This window comes from Janibacter cremeus, assembly GCF_029395675.1.
In the GTDB taxonomy this organism is placed as follows: Bacteria; Actinomycetota; Actinomycetes; order Actinomycetales; family Dermatophilaceae; genus Janibacter; species Janibacter cremeus_A.
Genome location: NZ_CP115184.1, coordinates 2,965,818 through 2,982,022 on the forward strand (window position 1 = coordinate 2,965,818; position 16,205 = coordinate 2,982,022).

Annotated in this window: 15 protein-coding genes and 1 tRNA gene; 8 read left to right on the forward strand and 8 right to left on the reverse strand. The window is 68.8% G+C overall.

Annotated elements, in window-relative coordinates; genetic code table 11:
• Window positions 1–27 precede the first annotated feature (27 nt).
• From O9K63_RS14180 to O9K63_RS14200, 5 genes are all read left to right on the forward strand, one after another.
• Window positions 28–1,707 carry a serine/threonine-protein kinase gene (locus O9K63_RS14180; protein ID WP_277238866.1) on the forward strand — a complete coding sequence of 560 codons (1,680 nt, stop codon included), beginning with the start codon at window positions 28–30 and terminating at the stop codon, window positions 1,705–1,707.
• Between the two features lie 53 nt (window positions 1,708–1,760).
• Window positions 1,761–3,497 (forward strand): threonine/serine exporter family protein, encoded by a 1,737-nt coding sequence (locus O9K63_RS14185; RefSeq protein ID WP_277238868.1) that lies wholly within the window; start codon window positions 1,761–1,763, stop codon window positions 3,495–3,497.
• Between the two features lie 129 nt (window positions 3,498–3,626).
• The gene (locus O9K63_RS14190) at window positions 3,627–4,397 is read left to right on the forward strand and encodes a transglycosylase family protein (RefSeq protein WP_277238870.1); all 771 of its coding nucleotides are present in this window, start codon (window positions 3,627–3,629) and stop codon (window positions 4,395–4,397) included.
• Between the two features lie 202 nt (window positions 4,398–4,599).
• A complete protein-coding gene (locus tag O9K63_RS14195; protein ID WP_277238871.1) occupies window positions 4,600–5,316 on the forward strand; it encodes a transglycosylase family protein in 717 nt (238 codons plus the stop codon).
• A 70-nt stretch (window positions 5,317–5,386) separates the two neighbouring features.
• Window positions 5,387–5,459 (forward strand) — tRNA-Thr (locus O9K63_RS14200).
• A 20-nt stretch (window positions 5,460–5,479) separates the two neighbouring features.
• On the opposite strand, the gene O9K63_RS14205 is transcribed toward O9K63_RS14200, so the two are convergent.
• From O9K63_RS14205 to O9K63_RS14240, 8 genes are all read right to left on the reverse strand, one after another.
• A complete protein-coding gene (locus O9K63_RS14205; protein WP_277238872.1) occupies window positions 5,480–6,646 on the reverse strand; it encodes a tyrosine-type recombinase/integrase in 1,167 nt (388 codons plus the stop codon).
• Window positions 6,647–6,703: 57 nt separating this feature from the next.
• On the reverse strand, window positions 6,704–6,889 hold the full coding sequence (locus tag O9K63_RS14210) for a helix-turn-helix transcriptional regulator (protein WP_185990760.1): 186 nt from the start codon (window positions 6,887–6,889) through the stop codon (window positions 6,704–6,706).
• 28 nt (window positions 6,890–6,917) lie between these two features.
• Complete coding sequence (locus tag O9K63_RS14215; protein WP_277238875.1) at window positions 6,918–8,420, reverse strand: replication initiator; 1,503 nt, start codon at window positions 8,418–8,420, stop codon at window positions 6,918–6,920.
• Window positions 8,407–8,817, reverse strand: a complete 411-nt coding sequence (locus tag O9K63_RS14220; protein ID WP_277238876.1) for a WhiB family transcriptional regulator — start codon at window positions 8,815–8,817, stop codon at window positions 8,407–8,409. The genes O9K63_RS14215 and O9K63_RS14220 overlap by 14 nt, the downstream gene beginning before the upstream one ends.
• Window positions 8,814–10,250, reverse strand: a complete 1,437-nt coding sequence (locus O9K63_RS14225; protein WP_277238877.1) for an FtsK/SpoIIIE domain-containing protein — start codon at window positions 10,248–10,250, stop codon at window positions 8,814–8,816. The genes O9K63_RS14220 and O9K63_RS14225 overlap by 4 nt, the downstream gene beginning before the upstream one ends.
• Window positions 10,243–10,449, reverse strand: a complete 207-nt coding sequence (locus O9K63_RS14230; RefSeq protein ID WP_277238878.1) for a hypothetical protein — start codon at window positions 10,447–10,449, stop codon at window positions 10,243–10,245. Before O9K63_RS14230 ends, O9K63_RS14225 begins: the two co-directional genes overlap by 8 nt.
• A 46-nt stretch (window positions 10,450–10,495) precedes the next feature.
• Entirely contained in the window at window positions 10,496–10,918 is a 423-nt protein-coding gene (locus tag O9K63_RS14235; RefSeq protein WP_277238880.1) for a plasmid replication, integration and excision activator, read from the reverse strand.
• A 95-nt stretch (window positions 10,919–11,013) separates the two neighbouring features.
• Complete coding sequence (locus O9K63_RS14240) at window positions 11,014–11,754, reverse strand: GntR family transcriptional regulator (RefSeq protein WP_277238881.1); 741 nt, start codon at window positions 11,752–11,754, stop codon at window positions 11,014–11,016.
• A 71-nt stretch (window positions 11,755–11,825) separates the two neighbouring features.
• On the opposite strand from O9K63_RS14240, the gene O9K63_RS14245 reads away from it, so the two are divergent.
• The 3 genes from O9K63_RS14245 to O9K63_RS14255 all read left to right on the forward strand — a co-directional run bounded on the left by O9K63_RS14245 (window position 11,826) and on the right by O9K63_RS14255 (window position 16,200).
• A complete protein-coding gene (locus O9K63_RS14245; RefSeq protein ID WP_277238883.1) occupies window positions 11,826–12,908 on the forward strand; it encodes a DUF1152 domain-containing protein in 1,083 nt (360 codons plus the stop codon).
• A gap of 98 nt (window positions 12,909–13,006) precedes the next feature.
• Window positions 13,007–14,980, forward strand: coding sequence for a type I restriction-modification system subunit M (locus tag O9K63_RS14250; RefSeq protein WP_277238884.1), 1,974 nt, complete (start codon window positions 13,007–13,009; stop codon window positions 14,978–14,980).
• Window positions 14,977–16,200, forward strand: a complete 1,224-nt coding sequence (locus O9K63_RS14255; protein ID WP_277238885.1) for a restriction endonuclease subunit S — start codon at window positions 14,977–14,979, stop codon at window positions 16,198–16,200. The genes O9K63_RS14250 and O9K63_RS14255 overlap by 4 nt, the downstream gene beginning before the upstream one ends.
• The last annotated feature ends 5 nt before the right edge of the window (window positions 16,201–16,205 follow it).

Sequence of the window (16,205 nt, forward strand, 5' to 3'; positions counted from 1 at the left end):
CCAACCACGGCCTTCTAGGCTGGTGGCATGACGACACAGGTGCTCGGGGAAGAACCGTCCCCGGAGGAGCGTGGTGAGGCCACGGTGTCGCACTTCGAGACGATCGGGCGCTACCGCGTGCTGCAGGAGCTCGGGCAGGGCGGCATGGGCATCGTCCACCTGGCCCTCGACGAGCGCGGGCGCGCCGTCGCCGTCAAGGTGCTGCGCCCGCACGTGGCCCACGACGAGGACGCCCGTTCGCGGTTGGCCCGCGAGGTCGACACGCTCGCCAGGGTGCGCTCGGACCGGATCGCCCCGGTCTTCGACGCGGACCTCGAGGGCGATCGTCCCTACATCGTCACCCGCTACGTTCCCGGGCCGAGCCTCGACCAGCTCGTGCGCGACGAGGGGCCGCTCGACCCGCAGGCCCTGCTCTCCCTGGCACGCGGGCTCGTCGACGCCCTGCGCGCCATCCACCGCGTCGGCGTGATCCACCGGGACCTCAAGCCCGGCAACGTCCTCATGCTCGACGGCGCCCCCGTCGTCATCGACTTCGGCATCGCCCACGTGGCCGAGAGCTCGCGGATGACGATGACCGGCCTGGTCATGGGCACCCCCGGCTACCTCTCGCCCGAGCTGGTCGAGGGCGGTGACGTCACCGCGGCCACGGACTGGTGGGGGTGGGCCGCCACCCTCGTCTTCGCGGCGACGGGACGACCCCCCTTCGGCCGGGGCGGCATGGAGGCCGTCCTCGCCCGGGTCGCCCGCGGTGAGGCGGACCTGCGCGACGTCGACCCCGGGCTCGCCCCGCTCCTGTACGCCTGCTTCGACCCGGACCAGTCACGGCGTCCCGACGCCGACGAGGTGCTCACGGCTCTCGACGCCTGGGCCAACGGCCGTCCGGTGACCGAGGTCCTGCCGCAGCGCACCCGCACGCTCGAGCAGGGAGCGACGCAGGTCGTGACGCCCGCCCCGGCGCCGGTCGAGCCGCCCTCCCCGTGGGGGCAGGGCGACTGGCGCGACCCGAACCCCCGTCCCGCGCCGGTGAGCGCACCACCGCAGGCGAACCAGCAGTGGCCGGGCATGGCGGCGGGCGACCCGGACCGCCCGGGCGACCCGCGGATCGGTCGTCCCCGGCGCTCCGACGTCCTCGCCGCGCTGCTGGCCGTCCTCGTCGCGATCTTCGCCGCTGCCCCGTGGGTGGGCATGGCCCTGGCCCTCGTGTGGTCGTGGCTGGCCCGCACCGTCGACCTGTCGATGACGAGCACCGTGCGGCGGCGTCACCGCTCCGGGCGACGCCGCAGCGACGGGGTCGTTGCCGCGTTGGCGAGCCCGTGGCACCTGCTCACCGGTGCGCTCCAGGCGCTGGTGTCGGCGCTGCTACCCCTCGCCGTCGGTGCCGCCGGCGTCCTCGTGACGGCGCTCGGGCAGAGCGCGCTCGACGGGCTCGGCGTGCGGCTGGAGTCGCCGCTCCCGCTGGCCGTGGGCGCGCTGCTCGCGCTGCTCGTCGGGTGGTGGGGCCCGGGCGGCCCGGGCCTGCGTCGCGGCAGCCGCAGCCTCGCGCGCAGCGTCACCGGCATCCCGGTCGTGCGCCTCGTGGTCATCGCCGTGCTCGTGGTCATCGCCGTCGGGGTCCTCGGCGCCCTCTTCGCCGGTGCGCTCGACATCACGTGGTGGCCCGGCACCCTCTCGCCCCTACCCGGACCGGAGCAGCTGCCCACCCGATGACGACACCGCCTCCACCCCCGCGACCGCGCCGGGACCCCCAGAGGTCCCGGGTGGTGCAGGACCCCATCACCGACGACCTGACCCCCCAGCAGCGTGCCGCTCGTGACTCCGCTCGGGAGTCGTCGGCGTCCGAGCAGACGGCGGTGGCCGTGCCGGTGACGAAGCGGCGCCGTGACTCGCGCTTCCGTCCTGCGGAGAAGACGCAGGCGGTGCCCCGGCCGCGCCAGGAGCCCAGGCCCGAGGAGCGCAAGGAGAAGCCCGGCCGGAACAAGCCGGTGCCCCGGCCGGCGGCCAAGCCGAAGCGGGAGAAGGCGGCGCCCACGCCGCGCCGGGAGCACCGCTCGCGGTTGCGCCCGCTGCTGCGCGGGGAGGAGCCGACGCAGACGATCCCGCTGCGAGGCTCCCTGCGCGGCACCCCCTACCGTGACCCGCGTGTCACGCGCGCGGTCGCGGAGGAGCAAGCCGCGACGACCGCCCTCGACCTCGCGCTGCGCGTCGCCGAGCTGATGCTGCGCTCCGGCTCCAGCTCCAGCGGTGTCGAGACGGCCGCGATCGCCGTCGGTGTCGCCGCGGGTCTGGAGGACCTCGACGTCGACCTGACGATGCAGTCCCTGCACATGCAGTGCCGGACGCCGTCGGGGCAGACGATCTCGCGGCTGCGGGTGGTGCGCCAGCCACGGCAGGACTTCGCCCGTCTGGCGATGGTGCACGCCCTCGTCGACGACCTGATCTCCGGGGACATCGACGTCGAGCAGGCCGACGCGAAGATCAAGGAGATCAACACGACGCGTCGGACGTGGTCGCGCTGGGTGGTCGCCCTCGGTGAGGGGAGCGTCGCCGGTGGCGTCGCACTCATCCTCGGCGCCAGCATCCTGGGTGTGCTGCTGGCGATGCTCTCCGGCGTGCTCATCATCATGCTCGCCGGGTGGGTCGCGCGGATCGACCTCCCGGACTTCTACCTGGGCGCGCTGGGCGGGGCGCTGGCCACGGTGATCGCCTTCCTCGCCTACGTGTACGGACCGATCAACGGCGCGGACTTCGCCTTCGTCGTCGCCGGTGGGATCGTCGCCCTGCTGCCCTCACGCACCCTGACATCGGCCACGGAGGACCTCCTCTCGGGCTTCCCGGTGACCGGCACGGCACGGTTGTTCGCCGTGATGTTCCACACCCTCGGTCTGATCATCGGTGTGGCCAGCGGCCTGGGGATCAGCCTGCAGCTGGCCGTCGCGCTCGAGCTCGGCTTCGAGCCCCCGGGGATCGACAAGCTCGCGTGGGCCTCGGCCCCCGTCCCGATCGTCATCGGGGGCGCGGTCTTCATCGGCTTCGCCGGTGCGCTCACCCTGCAGAACAATCCGCGGATGCTCCCGCCCGCCGCCATCCTGTGTGCGCTCGGCGTGACCGTCGCGCTGGCCTCCACGGATGCGGGCCTGGGCCGCGTGACGTCCACCGGGCTCGCGGCCGTGGTCATCGGCTTCTTCGCGCGACTGATCGCCCTGCGGATGGACTCCCCGCCCATCACCCTCTTCGTGCCCGCGTCCTTCGGCCTGTATCCCGGTCTCGGGATCTTCATCGGGCTGTACCACCTGACGAGCTCGGCGGGTGGGTACAACCTCGAAGGGGGTCTGGTCTCGGTCTTCTCCTCGCTCGGCGTGATCATGGCGATCGCGACGGGAGCGACGTTGGGGGACAGGCTCGCGACGCCACTCGACGCACCCGTTGCCCAGCGGCGGAAGCAGGCGGTGGAGGCCGAGAGCGACCGGCGCACGGACGAGGGCTGGGAGATCGTCTAGCGACACTTGGTCACGGGGTTTGACCCGTTTGATCACAGGACGGTAACGTTCCCACGTCCGCAGATGGCCAGACCTTCTGGCAGCTTCACCACGAAGCCCCCTGAACTCCGTGGAAGGAAATCCCACCGCATGTTCTACTCCCCCAAGCACGCCACGGCCGTTGCCGCCTCCCCGACCCGCCGGCGGATCGCCGGTGTCGCGGTTGCAGGTGCCACCGCAGCCGTCGGCTCCATCGCCACCGCCTCCAGCGCGAACGCCGCGACGTCCAGCGGCGTCTGGGACCGTGTCGCCCAGTGCGAGAGCGGCGGCAACTGGTCGATCAACACCGGCAACGGCTTCTACGGCGGCCTGCAGTTCACCACCTCCACCTGGCAGGCCTTCGGTGGCGGCCAGTACGCCCCGAACGCGCACCAGGCCACCAAGGCCCAGCAGATCGAGGTCGCCCAGAAGACGCTGCAGGCGCAGGGTCCCGGCGCGTGGCCCGTGTGCTCCGTCGAGGCCGGCCTGACCACGGCCAACGGCATGACCGGCGGCTCCTCCGCCCCGGCCCCCGAGCCCGCCCCGGAGCCGGCCCCCGCCCCGGCCCCGCAGCAGGCGCAGGAGCGTCCCGCTGACCAGGGCGCCTCCCGCAGCGCCGAGCGCAGCGGCGCCGGCCTCGCCGTCGACGGCATCTTCGGCCCGAACACCAAGGCCGCCGTCGAGAAGTGGGTCGGTGGCAGCGTCGACAGCGACCTGAGCTCGGACGACATCAAGGCCCTGCAGGGCGCGCTCGGCGTGACCCAGGACGGCGTCGTCGGCCCGATCACGACCAGCGCGCTCCAGGCGCACGTCGGTGCGACGCAGGACGGCATCTGGGGTCCGAAGACCACCGCCGCGCTGCAGCAGCACCTCAACGGCTGAGACTGAGTCTTCGCCCTCGAAGGGGGCGTCGCACCCACGGGTGCGACGCCCCCTTCGTCATGTCTCGGTGGTGTCAACGGGCCAGAAGTTACAAGTCTGTATTTATGTGACGAGTGTTGTTTGTGGGACTCGTGAGTCCCTAGCGTCGCTCTCGGACCGTGCGGGGCCCCCTGCCCGCACTCAGCCGAAAGGGACCACAATCATGTTCAGCACCAACGACTTCCCCGATCAGCCGACATCGCGTCGTGGCCGTCGGTTCAAGGTTGCCGGCGCCACCATCACCATGGGCGCGCTCGCTGCGGGCGGGGTCGTCGTCGCGACCGGCGCCGGCGCGTCCGGCACCGTCTGGGACCGCATGGCCGACTGCGAGTCGTCGGGCAACTGGAGCATCAGCACCGGCAACGGCTACTACGGCGGCCTGCAGTTCTCCTTCCAGACGTGGAAGGGCTTCGGTGGCCAGAAGTACGCCTACACCGCCGACCGCGCCACCAAGGGCCAGCAGATCGAGATCGCCCAGGAGGTCCTCAAGGTCCAGGGCCCGGGCGCCTGGCCGGTCTGCTCCGTGCGGGCGGGCCTGACGGTCGCCAACGGCCTCGCGGTGGACCCGTACAGCGGCCAGGAGCGCGCCTCGCGCGACTCCGAGCGCACTACCATCTCCGGCGAGCTCGCCGTCGACGGCATCCGCGGACCGAAGACCAACGCCGCCATCGAGAAGTGGGTCGGCCAGTCCCAGGACGGCAATCTCGGCTGGCACGACCGCGCCGCCCTCCAGGCCAAGCTCGGGGTCAACCGCGACGGCATCGTCGGTCCGGTCACGACCAGCGCTCTCCAGCGCAAGGTCGGCGCGGACGTCGACGGCGTCTGGGGCCCGCAGACGACCACGCGCCTGCAGAGCTTCCTCAACAAGTACGTCCTCTGAGGTCCTGACTCGGTGAAGGCCGGGGCCGCGGGCTACGATGCCGCGGTCCCGGTTTTTCGAACCCGGGCACGCTGGCGTGGCGCAATTGGCAGCGCACCTGTCTTGTAAACAGGTGGTTGGGGGTTCGAGTCCCCCCGCCAGCTCTCTGAGCAGGGCAGACACGTCAGTCACCGCCCTCTACGTCGTCCAAGCCTCCACTTTCGCCTCCACTTTGGGGTAGCGAAGGGGGCCGTGGGTTCGCCGCTTCGAGCGCCGCGAGCACCCGCGGATCCTGCTCGCCGCGCCCGAGGTAGACGTCCTGGGTCATGGACACCCGTGAGTGGGCGAGCTGGTCGGCGATGATCCGCGCGGTCACGCCCGACCCGTCGAGGATGCTGGCCGTCGTCTTGCGCCATGCGTGCGAGGTCACCCACTCCAGGTCACTGTCCGCGCGGACCTCGTGAAGCCAGCGGCTGACCGTGCGCGGCTCACGAAAGCCCCCGTCGATCGTGCCGAAGACCGGCTCGTCCGGGCCGACCCCGACCTCAGCGCGCCGCCGCAGCATCGCCACGCACCACTGCGGAAGGGGGAGACGGCGCTGCCCGGCGGACGACTTCGTGGCCTTGCGGATGACGCCCTGCCCGGTCACCCGGATCAGCGTCGAGGTAACGTCCACGGCGCCCTCCTCCAGGTCGATCTCCGACCACAGGACCGCGACGACCTCGCCGAGCCGCAGACCTGTGGCCAGCATGAAGGCGCACAGGTCCGGCAGGTCACGCGAGACCGCACGTGGGTCACGGGTCACCGCGAGGAACCACGCCGCCCGCTCCTGCTCGGTCAGCGCCCGTGGCCGACGACGCGGGGCAGTGCTCAGGCGGCGAACCTCCCGGGTCGGGTTGAAGCGAATCGCGCCCTCGCGCACCGCGCGGCCCATCGCGCCGGAGATCACCGCACGGGCCGTACGCGAGGTCGCCGGCCCGACCCGCTCGTGCAGGTCGACCAGGAAGCGGTCCACGACCGGCGTGGTCACCTCGCCCAGCCGCAGATTGCCCAGGGCAGGAGAGACACTGCGCTTCCACTGCCGTCGGTAGGTCTGCACCGTGCCCGGTGACCGCTGATCCATCCGCACCAGCTGCTCCAGGTCGTCCAGCCATTGCCGCACCGCCTCGTCCAAGGTGTCTCGCGCTGTCAGCCGACCCACGCCGGCCGTCGCGGCGTCCTGCAACGCGGTGGCCAAAGCACGCTGAGACGCCGCTTGCGATGTACCCCAACGCTCCATGCGACGGCGGCGACCGTCGAAGCCCCGGAACCATGCGCGGCTCTTGTAGGCCGTCCCGGAGGCAGTGGTCACCCGTACCGTCGATATCGAGCCCCACTCACCAGGGGCCAGTCCCTGACGTCCCATGGCTCACGCTGCCGTCTGCTCTTCGAGCCACGCGAAGACGTCGGTCTCGCGGTAGCGAAGCCGCCGACCCACCTTGAAGGCGGGCGGTCCCTCACCACGGCAGCGCCAGTCGTAGAGCGTTCCCACGGGTATCCCGAGGAACGTCGCCACGTCCTGAATGGTCCACAGCGGGTCATGTCGATTGCACATCTGAATCCCTTCTCTCTTTCTCTCTCAGTCATCGCGTTGTTGTCGCCCGTGCCTTCTCCGCTCGCCACTGGTCGTAGGCACGAGCACGGTCCGCCGCGGCCAGTGCCAGGGCGGTGTCCGCGTCGGTGTCCCACCCGGTCCCGACGTAGCTCCAGGAGCCGACGACGAGCGTGGTCTCCTCCTCCTCGTCGGCCATCAGGTCCGCGAAGTCCAGAACCGGCATCTCGCACCCGTCCCGAGCGCTGTCGGCGGCGATGCGCTGCCACCGCTGCCGAGCGCGACGCAGGGCACCGAGGGTGATCGAGTAGCACCGCGACTTGCTGGAGAAGTGCCCGCGGAAGCCGAGCATGTGCACCCACTTGCCCAGCAGCTCGTACTCGTCCTCCGGCGACCGGTGCGCCGCCAGGTCATCGATCGTGGCCCGCAGCCGCCGATAGTGCCCCGACGCGCGACGCGGATCGGTCGTGTCCGAGGCCGCCTTCGTCGCGTACTTCGCCAGATAGCCGGCCACCTGCTCACCCACCAGCGGAGCGTCCGGGTCATCCACGCGCGTGGCCGTCACCGAGCGGGCATCGACCTGGGCGCCGAAGCTCAACCGCCTCACCTCACGACCGGCACACGGCGGCGCATCGAAGCCCACACGACCAGCGGCGTCCTCGAGCATCCCGGCCAGCACCCCGGCCGAGACACCCTCTGGGGCAGGGGCGTACCCGTCAGCGGTCTTCGGCCCGTCGAGGCGTACCAGAGCGTGGAAGTGGACCACGCCCCGCGCCTGGTACTCCGCGACCTTCGCGTACTGCAACGTCACGACCTCCCGCAGCCGCGAGGCCGGGACACCCATTGCCCGGGCGATCACGCGCCGGGTGGTGATGGTGAATCGCCGCCACAGCTCCGGTGCCCACCACTGCCAGATCACGTGCGCGGCGTAGTCGTAGCAGTCCGGGCAGATCGGGGTCCCCACGTCGAGGTCGTCGCTCTCGTGCGCCTGCCAGCACGCCACCGGGCGACCGTGCTCGCACACCTCGTGTCCATCCCGAGGACGGCACCGCTGCCCACCCTTGGCCGTGTGCACCGACCCGAAGGAGGGAGCCGTCAGGGTGAGGAACACCAGCGGGTTGCCGCTCACGCGCTCCGGCACGCTCTTGCCGCCGACCACCCCGGCCCGGATCATCTCGAAGGTGTCGCGCGCATAGATCCGCGAGCACGCCGGGCAGACACTCGCACGCCGGTTGCCGCACCGCACGTACGTCACGCCGAAGGGCTCCTGGGCCGAGGAGTAGCTGGAGACCACCTCGCCCGTGGCCCGGTCCACCCGGCTGGAGGAGCCCACCAGCTTGATCGGTTGGGCGCAGTGCCCGACCCGAGCGGCCGCATCCGACCAGGCCTCGAAGGTCCCGCCCAGGAGCCGGTCGACCATCCCCGCTTGTGCCGTGGCTCCCACGTGGTCGAGGTCGAGGGGCGAGGCATCGCCGTACCCCGGGAACCCGCCATGCGACGTCCCGGCCACCGGCATGCCCTCAGGCCGTGTCATCGCGAACCTCGTCGTCGCTCCACCCCACGAGACCGTCGAGGGACTCCCCACGAAGCAGCCGCGCCGTCATCGCCTCCCGCTGTACCGGGGTGGTGCCACCCCAGATGCCGTACTCCTCGCCGAACCACAACGCCGACGCCAAGCACACGCGCTGCACCGGGCACGAGCGGCAGGCCCGCCGAGCCGCGCGGGAGGCCAGCGAGCCGTCCTGGGCGAACCACGCCGCACCGCCATCCGCAGACTCTGCGCACGCCCCGTCGATGCGCCAGCCCCATGCATCGAGCCGCGATGCCAGCGAGGGCGAAGCCGTCACCCCGCCAACCGGCGTGCCATAGACACGCTGTCGCACGTCCCGGTCCGTGCCGTTGCCGACCTGGGCACTGCGTAGGCGCTTCATGCCGCTTCACCGCCCTCGCTGCTCTCCTCCGTGTGGCCGAGGGGTGCGTGCGCGGGGATGCTCTTAGCCAGGGCCACCACGTCGTCGTCGGTGAGGTAGGCCGACCGGACACGGCGGATCGCGCGGGTGCCCTCCACGCGCACGTATCCGACGCCGGGCATCAGTTCGCTGATCTCGTCGGCGCGGGCGCCGCTGTCCCGTGCTCCTTCGCCGAGCACCATGTCGACCTGGATCGGGTTGTCCACCCGCAACGAGATCCGGGTGGGGAAGAGGTCTCGCCAGGTCACGACGTCCTTGCCGGGGTCCTGCACCGCCGCCACGACGCTGATGCCCACCGCGCGGCCCTGCGTCAGCAGCAGGCCCATTGCCTGGTCGATGCGGCGCGTGACGGCCCGCTCGGCGAAGGCGGTCAACGTCGCCAGCTCGTCCACGACGATCACCAGATGTGGGTCATCCGCAGTGGGGGAGTGCAGCCGCTGCCCGGTGTCCGCCAGTCGAGCCGCCCGCTCGCTCTTGACCTTCACCGCCTCTTCGAGGAGGTCGCACATCGCCTCGGCGTCGCCGCCCTCGAACCGGGCGAAGCAGCCCCGCCCGAGACCAAGTTCCATGCCCCCCTTGGGGTCGATGGCCCACACCTGCGCCCAACCGTCCCGCAGGGCCGGAGCCAGACCCGCCAACATGGACCACAGCACCGAGCCCTTCCCGGACCCCGTGGCCCCGGCGATCAGGGTGTGCGTGCCCGACAGGCGCATCCGCCACGTGCCGCCGTCATCGGCCAACCCCACCGGCAGACCCGCGAGGTCGGTGCCCGACGAGGCGATGGGCGCGACCACGCGGGCGAGCACGTCGCGACGGACCAGTTCGATCCATACCCGCCCGGGGCGAGCAGGCGCCACCCGAGCCGACCGCGAGCCGAACGCCTGCCCGACCGCCTCGACCCGAGCCGCCACGTCATCGAAGGTCAGCCCCACCGGTACCTGGACCAGCAGCCGCTCGATACCGGCCGGGGTGACCTGGAGGCGACGCAGCTTCGCCACCTCGCACGCCGTGTGCTCCTCGTTCCGGGGCGTCACCACCAGCCCACACCGGCTGGCCACGTGCGGCCAATAGACCCGATAAGCCGGCAGCCGCCACGCCTGCGAGAGCCGAGGCCGAGCCAGACGCCCGAACGAGTCCGGGTACACGATCCGCCACACGACGAGCCCCAGGACGGCGATGGCGATGAGAGCCACGACGATGCTCGGGCTGACCATGCGCCAAAGCAGCACCCCGAGCACGACCACGACCCCCGCCACCGGGTGACGCACCGCCGACACCGCCAGCCACCACGTCCCACGGAGGAGGAGCCAGCACGCACGCAGGGCGGCCTCCACGACAACGGAAACCACGTCATCGCCGAGACCGCCCTGTGCCCGCTGCGGGTACTCACGCATCGCGCGCGACCTCCCGGTGTGCGTCCTCGATCTGAGCGGTGGCCTCGTGCGCTGCCCGCTCCATCACCAGCAGAGCCGTGTCCAGATCGGGGTCCGGACCCGAGTGGACAAGGTTGCGCACGTTCATCACCCGCTCATCGATGTCCCGCAACGTACGCACCAGACCGAACAGCACGCCCGGAACGGCGTTCTCGCTCACACCCAGCGCGGACGCCCACGCCCCTGCACCCACAGGCCGTGCCATCTCACGCCACCTTCTCCGCAGACGAGGCAGCAGCCTTGCCCGGCGCCTTCAACGACTCCGCACGGAAGGACCACGCCAGCCGAGGCCGATTGCCGTTGTCGTCCACGTACGGCAGCGCCGTCAGCCCGACGAACTCCACCGGCGTCCACGGAAACGACGTCGTGTTCTCCGGAGGCACCGGCTGCACCTTCGCCGCGATCTTGATCGAGATCGCCGTCTCCTTCTTGCCGGCCTCCTCATCCGCGTCCAGGACCATCACCTGCCACAACGGCAACCCCGAGTCCTTGTCCAGCTGCTGCGACCGCGACCCATCCGCACGCCGCTCCGCATTGAAATCCGCCACCGGCTCCACACCCCCCTTCAAAAACGCACCCGCGGGAAAGACGTCCGCGTGACCAACCGGGAACCGACGCTGCATTGCCATGTCACTCACTCCTAAGTGGTATATGCCAGTTATCCCAAGGTGGCATATACCACTTGGATGGTCAAGTGGAACTGCGCTGAATCTGGAGTGATCCGCTAAGGGAGGTCGTACCGCTGCTCGGCGGTGTAGCGCCCAGGTGGGTAAACGGCTTCGGCGAACTCGATGGGAGCGTCTGCCCCGTCGTAGACGATGTGCTCCACCACGAGGACCGGTGTCGAGGGCTTAGCCAGCCCGAGTTCGGCGGCGTCCTCCTTACCTGCGGTGCGAGCGGTCATCCGGTCGCGTGCGTAGCGCGCGGTGCGACCAGTTTTCTCCTCGACGTAGGCCACCGTCCCGGTGCGGATGCGCTCGGTCGACAGGAGGCGTGGGGCCACGGATGCCAATTCTGCGCTGAACCACGAGGTGGAGATTTCAGCCTGCTCGTCCCCCTCCCACGTGATGCGGTGACGTCGGATCGCAGCCGTCCCCTCTGGCAATGCCAGCCCGCGCACCACGTGTCCGGGAGGCTGCTCGACCACCCCCGCGGCCACAATCTCTGCCCGCTCGTTCCCGCTGTAGATGCGACCGGCGCGCTTGGCCCTCGCGTACCGATCCTGCGGGCGGCGATGGACATTGAGGTCAGCGACGAACGTTCCGGACCCCTGGACCGACGTAAGGAAGCCCTCGGTGCGGAGCAGCGACAGCGCCTTGGTGGCTGTAGGTCGAGAGACGTCGTACTGAGTCGCCAGAGCACGCTCGCTCGGCACCTCGTCGCCCGCCCGGAGTTCCCCGCTGAGGATCCGCGTGCGGAAGTCGTCGGCGATGCGTCGAAACTTCGCGGCGGTCTGGCTGCTCATCACTCACACCTCATCTGGCTAATACCACTTAAGAGTAGAGGTTGCAGCGTCCCCGAGACACAATCGCTCGTATGAGGACTCTCTATGTGGCAGCCGGCGGCGGCGGCGATGCGGTCGGCGCCCTGCTGGCCAGACGAGCCCTCGGCGATACGGACCAGCGTCCACCCCTCGTCACGACGTACGCATGGGAACGGCTTCGGATCGATCCTGTCCCGGGTCCTCGCGCTCGGACAGACTTCACGGCCTTGGCGCCGGTGGGAGACCAGCCGTTTGAGGTGACGTCTGGCTCTGACACGGCGCCTCCAGGCAGGAGCGTGCTCCCACGTCTTGTAGAGTCGAGCGGAGCTCGGATCTTCTTGCACGATCTCGATGGTGGGACCATAGGGCTCAGGGATCAGTTGCGACACCTCGCGCGGTCACTCGACGTCGGCGAACTCGTGGTGGTCGACGTTGGTGGAGACATCGTGGCGCGAGGGTCAGAGCCCGGCCTTCGGAGTCCACTGGCCGACTCGCTCAGCCTGGCCGCTGCACTTGGGACAGGAATTCCGACCACCGTGATGATTCTGGGTGCCGGGGCGGATGCGGAGGTTCCGGAGGGCGAGGTGAAGCGACTCTTGGAGGGCGCTGGAGGAAGGCCAGTCGGACGCGTCACTTCGGATGACGTACACGCTCTCGCACCGGTCCTCTCCTGGCATCCCACTGAGGCGACCGCCTTGGTAGCTGCCGGAGCGAAGGGGATGAGGGGCTTCGTCGCGATGCGGCGAGGACGAGATCCTGTGCCGGTCAGCGACCACACACCGGAAGTCTGGGTAGTTTCCCAGCCGACTCTTGATTCGTTCCCTCTCGCACGGATGCTCCAGGAGACAACGAGCCTGTCCGAAGCGGAAGACGTGATGCGATTCGCCGCTGTCAACGAGATTGACTTCGAACGCAAGGTCGCCGCGGAGACGCCGGCGGAGCGCCCTCGGAAGCCTCTGCCCGTGGTCATATCGGACATGGCTGCTATGGGCGCAACGCACATCACGAGTCGGCGATTGTCTGAAACCCTCTGTCTCCGTGGGCTGGACGAGGTTGAGTCGAGTGGGAGCACGCCGACTGATGGAATGTGGTCGAGAGACGACCTCGTTCGTATCGCCAGGTCAATAGAGGGCTAGCGCAAGCCGGCTATCTCGTGTGTGCCAGGGTCTTCGGCCACGCGGTCGGTGCTGGCCACTAGGGTCGAGCCAACATCACGGGTCGAAAAGGGGAATGCATGGCGCCGGTCGGGTTCGCGGACAAGGTCGCGTTCGTGTGGAAAGTCGCGGACAAGTTGCGGGGTACGTTCAAGCAGCACGAGTACGGGTCGGTGATGCTGCCGCTTCTGGTCTTGCGCCGCATGGACGCGGTGTTGGCTCCGACCAAGGAGGCCGTGCTGGACCAGGCGGTCACGCTCGGTGCCCTGCAGGCGGACCGCAAGACCACCGGCAAGGCCGTGGACGAGGGCATGGACTACGTGCTCAAGCACGTTGCGGGTCAACGCTTCTACAACCTCTCGCCTTTGACGTTCACGAGCATGCTGCAGAACGACAAGGAGCTCGCGGAGCAGCTGGCCAGTTACATCCGCCGCCTGTCGGGGGACGCCTACGGCGTGATCGAGGCCTACAACTTCGATGCGAAGATCGCCCGGATGGACCGGGCGGGCATCCTCTACCCGGTGCTGGCGGACTTCGCCGATCTCGACCTGCGCCCCAATGCGGTCAGCAACGAGGCGATGGGTTACATCTTCGAAGAGCTGCTGCGGAAGTTCTCCGAAATGTCCAACGAGACCGCGGGTGAGCACTACACCCCGCGGGAAGTCATCGACCTGATGGTCGCGCTGCTGCTGCACGGCAAGACCAGCGCTGAGCTGACGGCAAATCCCAAGCCGGTGCGTACGGTCTACGACCCGGCCGCGGGCACGGGTGGGATGCTCATGGGCGCCGCGCACGGCATCACCGCGGCCAACCCCGCGGCGCGGGTGCAGGTGTACGGGCAGGAGCTGAACCCGGAGACGTGGGCGATCGCGCAGTCGGACCTGATGATGCAGGACACTGACCCGGGCCAGATGGCCTTCGGCAACTCGCTGACCCAGGACGCCTTCCCCGGCGAGCCTTTCGACTTCATCTTGGCCAACCCCCCGTATGGGGTGGACTGGAAGTCCTATGCCCAGCCGATCAAGGACGAGCACGCCAACCAGGGCTTCCACGGGCGCTTCGGCGCCGGCGTGCCGCGGGTCTCGGACGGGTCGCTGCTCTTCCTGCAGCACATGCTCGCCAAAATGAAGCCGTCCGGCTCCCGCGTGGGGATCGTGCTGTCCGGGTCGCCGCTGTTCTCCGGCGCGGCCGGCTCGGGCGAATCGGAAATCCGCCGATGGATCCTCGAGAAGGACTACCTCGAAGGCATCGTCGCGCTACCAGACTCAATGTTCTACAACACCGGCATCTCCACCTACGTGTGGATCCTGACCAACGACAAGGACGAGCAGGATCGCGGCCTCGTGCGCCTGGTCGATGGTCGGGAGCTCGGCACCAAGATGCGCAAGTCCCTTGGGGACAAGCGCAAGGAGCTCACTCCGGATGCGATCGCCGCGATCACCCGTCTCTACGGCGGCGCGCGGGACGAGTTCGCCGATGATGAGCGGGTTCGGGTGCTGGAGAGGGAGGAGTTCGCCTTTCAGCGCATCACAGTCGAGCGGCCGTTGAGGCGAAGGTGGGAAGTCACCCCCGAGGCCGTCGCCAGTGAGCCCTTCGGTGCCTTTGCGCATTTGGTGGGGCGCCGCTTCGAGACCGAGAAGGCCCTCCTGGCCGAGGTGGGCGAGTTGTCGACAAAGGACAAGAAGGCCTTCGCCAAGGCCTGCGTGATCGCTGACCCGGACGCGCCGGTGATTGCGAAGAAGGGCAAGCCCGAGCCGGACCCGGACCTGCGCGACCAGGAGAACGTGGCCCTGCCCGAGGGCTTCTTCGACCTCGACGAAGTCAGTCGTCCCGCAGTCCTGGAGAAGGAGGCCGAGCGGCACCTGACCGACGAGATCCACCCCTATGTGCCGGACGCGTGGATCGACCACACCAAGACCAAGGTCGGTGTCGAGATCCCCTTCACAAGGCAGTTCTACGTTTACGAACCATCAAGGCCCCTCCACGAGATCGCCGCTGAGATCAAGGACCTAGAGATGCAGATCCAGGGCTGGATGAAGGGCCTCGGCCTGTGAATCGCCGGATCCGGCTTCAGTACTTGTCTGCTATCCCGATCACCAACGGCTTGGGCCTGTCCGGTCAGCATGACAACCGGGATTGGCCCCGTTACGTTCGCACCACTGACATCGCCGGACCACGCTCTCTTCGGGATGACGTATTTGCATCGCAACCACCAGATGTGGCTGAGGCAGCGATGCTCGCGTCAAACGACATCATTGCCTGCGCGGTTGGGGCGACTGTCGGAAAGAGCACGCTCTTTACCTCTGAGGAGCCCGCCTGTTTTGCGGGGTTCTTGGTGAGAATTCGACCGAATGCCGACACCGATCCACGCTTCTTGTCCTATTGGATGCAGTCCAAGGACTACTGGGCTCAGATTGAGCAAGGCGTCGTCAAATCCACAATTGAGAACTTTTCGGCGTCGAGGTTTCGAGCTATGTCAGCGCCATACCTTGCGCTGGAGGAGCAGCGGCGGATTGCGGACTTCCTCGACGACCGGGTCTCCCGGATCGATCGAATCATCGCCGCCCGTCGCGAGCAGCTGGAAATGGTGCGCCACCAGTTTGCGAGTCTCCTTGAGTCGCGCCTCGACGCTTTGCCAGAGCGGGTTCGAGCGTCTCGTGTCCTGCGGGTTCTGCCGGGCTATGCGTTCCCAAGTGCGGAGTACTCAGAAGACCTTCGAGACATCCCCTTGCTCCGAGGCGTCAACGTTGGAGTCGGAACGTTGCGATGGGACGAAACTGTTCGTTGGCCGAGGAATCAGGTCAGCGATGTCGCGCACTTCCGGTTGTCGCCGGGCGATGTTGTTCTTGGGATGGACCGGCCTTGGATCGGTGAGGGCCTTCGTATCGCACAGGTGAAGGCCAGCGATGGTGGGCCGCTCCTCCTTCAGCGTGTCGCCAAATTGATTCCGAGCGACCGCTTGAATACTCACTTCATGATTCGCGCTTTCCAGAGCCACGCCTTCAGGGCCCAGATCGAATCGGTGCTCACAGGACTTTCGGTTCCTCACCTGAGTGGGGACCAGATCTTGGAGTACCGCATGCCATACGGTGCTCGTGTTCAGCAACGAGCTGTCGCTGAAGAACTCGATGAAGCCGATGCCGTCGCCACGCAGTCGACGCAGCAACTTCAGCGGTCGATCGACCTGCTGACCGAGTACAAGTCGTCGTTGATCACGGCGACCGTTACGGGGGAGTTGGACATGTCGACTGCTGCTTCGAGGCTTCCGGGGTGAGTTGA